The sequence below is a fragment of the Escherichia sp. MOD1-EC5950 genome (genome assembly GCF_002965345.1).
Taxonomy (GTDB): domain Bacteria; phylum Pseudomonadota; class Gammaproteobacteria; order Enterobacterales; family Enterobacteriaceae; genus Escherichia; species Escherichia marmotae.
Genome location: NZ_PTSR01000055.1, coordinates 1 through 6507 on the forward strand (window position 1 = coordinate 1; position 6507 = coordinate 6507).

Sequence of the window (6507 nt, forward strand, 5' to 3'; positions counted from 1 at the left end):
CCAGAAAAGTTCATGCAGCAAGTGGATGCTTACATCAGATGGTATAACGAGCGGCGTATAAAATTATCGCTGGGTGCCGTTAGTCCCAAAATGTACCGCCAACAATGCGGGCTGGAATGATAAAGCAGTCCAGGAAATCGTCCGCATCCCCATTACCGTCTTATATCACTGGCGCTGACATTGAGGCATCTTTTGAAAATTAACCTGAGCCTACAGCAGAGAAAATGGCTCAGGTACGTGAACAGCATGAATTAGAAGAGGCCAGACGTAAGCCATATATGATGTCCAAATAACTCTTTTAATACAGGTTATATATTTACGTTTACCTGTCCCCTCTCAGGGACAGGTAGTTGCTCCAGTTTGCAGACGGCGATTTCTGAATCTCTTTGTGTCATGTAATGACGTCAGGAAATCCAGGACTTTATCATCGCTATCCGTCGTCACGTCATGCAGGAACAGAAAAAATTTCCCTTCATTATCTGCCAGATGCGAATCGAGATAACGTAACAACCACTCTGCATGCCTCAAAACATGACGTTGTTCCCGTTGCAGACGCTTTAACGGAAGGCGTATCGTCATATTATACAGTTTGCGAGCCTCCTGAGAGAGTTGCTGCAGCATGATTCTCAGTTCTGATTTAAGCGCCTGTGTGGGGGCGCTCACGCTGAACAATCTTTTGGTACCGAGCAGTGTATCTACCATCATTTTGTGAACCTTTTGGCACTGCTCCCTGGAAGCCTGATATTTCTTAAAGTGATAGTAGGTATAAACGCTTACACCGGATAATGCAGTTGAGATAAATGGAGCAAGTAATGCTGTGTTCATGAAAATCTCCTTATAAGAAGGTGGAATGGCCACGTGATGTGGATGACGGATAAAATATAACCCACTTTAGCAATTTGTGTTATCTGTTTTTGCAAAAAGTGCTAACTTCAATTTCATGTATTGATTTGTTTGTGATTGTGCGATCCATCTCTTTGTGTCTTCCTCTGTCTCCTGAGATCCGAAAACAAAAATCGGATCCAGGGGGTAATCTGCTCTCCTGATTCAGAAGAGCTTATGGTCACTTTTGAGACAGTTATGGAAATTAAAATCCTGCACAAACAGGGAATGAGTCGCCGGGCGATTGCCAGAGAACTGGGGAGCTCCCGCAATACATATTTGCATCATAACTACAGTCATACATGTAATGCACTTGCATTGTGCAATGAAAGTGCATTATACTGTTCTTACTCGCCCGAGCACTCGCGATAAAATGCATATTAATTAAGAATACCACCCAGCGGCTTTTCAAGCCGGTAGCTCTGAAGTTACAGATTCTGGGAACATGCTAAGAACTATTCCTGCGACTCATATTTCGCGCCTTGAGAGAGAGGAACAGGAACTAAAGAGGACCGAATTATGGCTACTCAAATTTTAAATAGTGCAGAAGTGTCACTGCGTGCAGAGTCACGACTTACTGAACGCAGTCAGACGACGATCCCGGCAGTAATACGCGATGCTTTGCATCTCAAGCCCGGTGAGTATATTCATTACACTTTACTTGCAGGTGGTAAGGTCATCATGTCACGACAGAATGAAGAACAGGACGACCCTGTGATTTCGCAGTTTTTGACTTTTCTTGAAAACGATATGAAAAAGAACCCGCAGAAGATTGCTCCAGTTCCGACAATGTTCTGGGAAAGCATGAAAGCATTAACTGCCGGAGTTAATGTTGATTTAGACGCACCACTTACCGAAGATTAATGATTAGAAACGCCGGTGACAAATGGAATACTTAGAAATAAACGGCTGGAAAATCTGCTTTCACGAGTGTTTTTTAAGGCAGATTACAGGACTAATGAAGAAGGTGGCAGAGTTAAAGGCTTCTAAGCCACTGGAATATCATAAGAAAAAGGAAACTAAACTTCTTGTTGCGATCGAGCGTGTTATAGAGGAAAGGATAACCGCTAACCCGCTTGATCCACAGTTTCGGCAGGGGAATACTTTAGGCGAAGAATACAAACACTGGTTCCGGGCAAAATTTTTGATGCAGTTTCGTTTGTTTTATCGTTGTAGCCAGGAACATAAAACAATTGTTATTGGCTGGGTAAATGGATTTGACACGCTTCGTGCTTATGATTCCAGGACGGATGCCTATAAGGTATTTGGTGAAATGTTGAAAGCTGGAAATCCACCGGATGATTGGGATACCCTTCTCTGTGAGGCCAGTAAAGCTACAGCGACCACCAATATGGTTGATTTTCTCACAAAGCGTATTTGAGCCATGATTTGTGCAGGGAGGACGGATACTCCCTTATGTGATAAGGATTTCGAATAATTCAGCAGATATATAAATATTTCACTCCCTGACGACAGGATTTTATCGAAGCTCTCAACGCCACGATTTTTGACTCCCTTATATCACTGGCGTTGACACTGGAAGAAAACCAGTAAAATGTCGCGAAAACAATAACGGAATTGTATCAATGATAATGTTCACACCGTGGCTGATACCGATCGTTGCCGAAAGTGATCATACTGAGGCAAATGCTGTGCGTTATGAAGCTCTTACGCCGACAGAACTCGACGCAGATAAAGCAGGCTGTTATATCAGTGCGCTTAATTATGCTTATGAACATCCGGATATCAGGAATATTGCTGTTACCGGACCGTATGGTGCCGGGAAAAGCTCAGTATTAAAAACATGGTGCAAAGCTCACAATACGACACTGCGGGTGTTAACCGTTTCTCTTGCTGATTTTGATATGCAGAGACACGTGGATGAAAGCAATGCGGACAGCACTAGTGACGAGGGGGCGAAAAATACTGGTACTGTTGAAAAATCTATTGAATACAGTATTTTGCAACAAATACTCTACAAAAATAAAAAGCATGAACTACCCTGCTCCCGCATTGACCGCATATCAGATGTGACTGTGGGACAAATATTTCGGTCTGCCTCATTTCTGACAGGAACTGTTTTACTGAGCGGGGCTGCTTTATTTTTCCTCGCGCCAGATTATGTTACGACAAAGCTGTCTTTGCCGGAAACACTCGCCCGTTATCTTCTTGAACGTCCGTTTAAGTGGCGTTTATCCGGTGCTGTGGTATCTGTGATGGGAGCCTTATGTCTGCTTTTGAAGCAACTACACCGTATCGGTATATTTGACAGGAAAGTCAGTCTTGATAAAGTAGACCTCCTGAAAGGCGCTGTTACAACCCGGGCATTGTCACCTTCTTTACTTAATGTCTATATTGATGAAATTGTCTATTTTTTTGATTCGACTAAATATGATGTGGTGATATTCGAAGATCTTGACCGTTTTAACAATGGCCGGATTTTCGTGAAATTGCGGGAAATCAATCAGATTATTAATAACTGTCTTTCTGACAGAAAACCGGTAAAATTTATTTATGCTGTCAGGGATGGTATTTTCAACTCAGCTGAGTCAAGAACAAAATTTTTTGATTTTGTTATGCCCGTTATTCCAGTGATGGATGAGCAGAATGCTTATGAACATTTTGTTAAAAAATTTAAAGAAGAAGAGATAAATAATAACTTAAGTGAATGTATTTCCCGTATTGCGACATTTATTCCCAATATGCGTGTAATGCATAATATTACAAATGAGTTTCGACTCTATCAGAATTTAGTCAACAGTCGGGAAAATCTGGCCAAACTACTTGCCATGATCGCATATAAAAATCTTTGTGCGGAGGATTATCATGGTATAGATAGTAAAAAAGGTGTGCTTTATCATTTTATTCAAAGTTACATAGACCATGAAATCCAGAATGAATTATTACGCTCTGTAAATAACGAGCTTGAGGATATGGCTCAGTTACTTGAATCGATAAAAAATGAAAAAAACGCAAACCGGGAAAGCCTGCGCGAAGAACTGCTTATGCCTTACCTTAGTAAGGCTTATAGCGATATTCTGGTTTTTTGGGTGGAGGGAAGACAAATAACACTTGATGTGGCAATAAAAAATGAAGAGTATTTCCTCATGCTTTTAGATAAAGGAAATATCCCAATCAATTTCCTCAGTAATAATCAACGATTTATCCGACTCAACAAACAGGACATAGAACCTCTGAAAATTCAGTATAAAAAACGATGTCATTTAATTGATAATAAAACTATTGATAATATTACTAAAATTAAAAACAGGATTTCCGGTCTGGAATTATTGAAGACAAAAATCCTTTCCGGGACAGTTTCTGATATAGCAGAAAAGATGACAAATGAAGGCTTTATTTCCTGGATTAAGAAGAAAGAGGATACAGGTGGCCTGACAATGCAGTCGGACCATGAGCAGATTGATTTTATATTTTTTCTGTTATCAAGTGGCTATCTGTCAACGGACTACATGTCCTATCGTTCAATCTTCATTCCCGGGGGACTGAGTGAAACAGATAATTTATTTCTTAAGGATGTTATGTCTGGTAAAGGCCCGGAAAAAACATTCTCACTCCATCTTGATAACGTTAATAATATTGTTGCACGTCTTAAAAAACTGGGGGTTCTGCAGCGTGACAATGCTCAGCATCCTGCTGTTATCAGATGGCTGCTTGATAATGAACCGGATACCCTGAAAAACAATATAATGGCATTGCTGAGTCAGACGGATAGTCGGCGTGTGGTTAGTTTGCTGATGTTGATACAGAACGATTTCGCAACATATATCCGCCTGCGTTACCTGGACATTTTTATGTCAGATGAGAGTATACTGAACAGGCTGTTGACACATTTATGGGCGTCAGAAGAGCGTACACAAGAGCAACAGGTTTTTGTTCAGAAAATGGCGGCCCACCTGTTATGCCTGACTGAGAGAACATCTGTCTGGCAGTCGGCTGAGATTAATAAATATATCAGTGAACTTACAGATTCTTCTCCCCTGCTCATTACTGCTGTACCAGAAGGGCATGGTGATGCTTTTGTTGAGGTGTTGAAAAAAAATGCGCTTTCAGTCTCACATATTCCTGATGTTGCAGGGGATGAAAAGTGTTCTGTTATCAGAAAAATTGCGGGTGCGGGTTTATTTAAATATTCCGTCAGTAATCTTAAAAATATTTATCTTAGTTTGATGCAGAATAAGAATGAGGAAATAACATCATTTTCTCTTTATCCCTTTCATTGTCTGGGATCTCTGAAAATCCCCGAAGTGACAGATATTCTGTGGGCTAACATAGATGATTTTATTTTGTCGGTATATATTGAATCGGATGAAGTTGACCGTGTTCCTGAGTTACTGAATTCTCATGAGATTTCAATGAGGGTTGTTGAACAGATTATCGCTAAAATGGATTTTTGTATTCATCAACTGGATGATATAATTAATCGTTCTGAGTCTTCGGGTAGTAATATTTATAGCATGCTGTTGCAGTATGGCAGAATATTGCCATCTTTTAATAATTTTGTTCATTTACTACATGATAATGCTGTTAACATTCCCGGTGAACTTGTTCCGTGGGTAAATGATAAATACGCTGAATTAGAACCATCTGCCATGGTTATAAATAATGCGGGAGTATTTGACAGTTTCGTTTCTGAATTTGTTTGTTCACCAGAGCTTTCAGAAGGAGCATTGCTGAAAGTACTGAACAATCTAAACATCGTGATTATCGACGTACCCGAAAAAATGCCATTGCGAAATGCTGAGCTGTTATGTTCAGAGAAGAAACTGGCACCGACAGTTAATGTCTTTACGGGGTTGTTTAATGCACTTAGTGGAAATGTTGACGATATTAGCAGGATGAATACTCTGCTTAGCAATCTTATTGCCCTGCGTCCTGAAATTATTATCCAGGAGCCAGAAGATATCTTTTATATCGAAGGTGACTTTGATAAAGAACTGGCAAGCGAACTTTTTCGTCACAAGCTAATCGGTATGAATATTAAAGTTGCCGCTTTACGCTGGTTGCGTGATAACAAACCCGGAATTCTTGATAAGAGCCACCTGCTGTCATTAGATATTCTGTCAGAACTGAGTCCCTGGATGAATGACGATGATCTGCGCCTGACACTGCTTAAACGTTGTCTGGTAGCTAGGGATGCTGGCAAAGACGCGCTTTGCGTGGTGCTGAACAGTTTTGATGATGAGAGCTATCACGGACTGTTGCCACATGACAGGTTCAGGAAAATCCCCCACACAGCGGATGTGTGGGAAGTGGCTGAATTAATCAGCCATCTAGGATTTATTCAGCCACCAAAAATGGGCACCGGGCGTGATGAACACAAAATTGTGATTACTCCGGCACGCTATGTCCGTGATGAGGAGTTTCTTGACTGAGTATTCGGTAATACAGTGTGCTGATTGTTTCAGATGCAAAAATTAAATTAGATTAATGCTTAACGGGAATTAATCTGTGTGAGTCATTAATTGAAGGTTATTATTGCCAATGCTACATCAATAGCCATTTCCCTTGCGGAAGATCCGGTTTCTGGTGGTTACGGATCTTCCTCTCCCCCACACAACGCCACCTCCTGTAAGTACAACATGTCGTGCTGCATTCAGCTGCTCA

General features: G+C 40.9%; 5 protein-coding genes and 1 pseudogene. 5 read left to right on the forward strand and 1 reads right to left on the reverse strand.

What is annotated here, in order from left to right; genetic code table 11:
• On the forward strand, positions 1-120 hold a 120-nt coding region (locus BEA93_RS23570; RefSeq protein WP_157925503.1), incomplete at its 5' end, for an IS3 family transposase.
• A 216-nt stretch (positions 121-336) separates the two neighbouring features.
• Here the strand turns inward: BEA93_RS23570 and BEA93_RS23575 are convergent.
• Positions 337-858 (reverse strand): hypothetical protein, encoded by a 522-nt coding sequence (locus BEA93_RS23575; protein ID WP_001308042.1) that lies wholly within the window; start codon positions 856-858, stop codon positions 337-339.
• A 201-nt stretch (positions 859-1059) separates the two neighbouring features.
• On the opposite strand from BEA93_RS23575, the pseudogene BEA93_RS23580 reads away from it, so the two are divergent.
• The 4 genes and pseudogenes from BEA93_RS23580 to BEA93_RS23595 all read left to right on the forward strand — a co-directional run.
• Positions 1060-1158 (forward strand): annotated as a pseudogene (locus BEA93_RS23580) (helix-turn-helix domain-containing protein); the annotation flags it as partial.
• 243 nt (positions 1159-1401) lie between these two features.
• Positions 1402-1746, forward strand: a complete 345-nt coding sequence (locus BEA93_RS23585) for a type II toxin-antitoxin system PrlF family antitoxin (RefSeq protein ID WP_000235313.1) — start codon at positions 1402-1404, stop codon at positions 1744-1746.
• A gap of 22 nt (positions 1747-1768) precedes the next feature.
• Complete coding sequence (locus BEA93_RS23590) at positions 1769-2263, forward strand: type II toxin-antitoxin system YhaV family toxin (RefSeq protein ID WP_000456080.1); 495 nt, start codon at positions 1769-1771, stop codon at positions 2261-2263.
• Positions 2264-2468: 205 nt separating this feature from the next.
• On the forward strand, positions 2469-6275 hold the full coding sequence (locus BEA93_RS23595) for a YobI family P-loop NTPase (RefSeq protein ID WP_105225188.1): 3807 nt from the start codon (positions 2469-2471) through the stop codon (positions 6273-6275).
• Positions 6276-6507 lie beyond the last annotated feature (232 nt).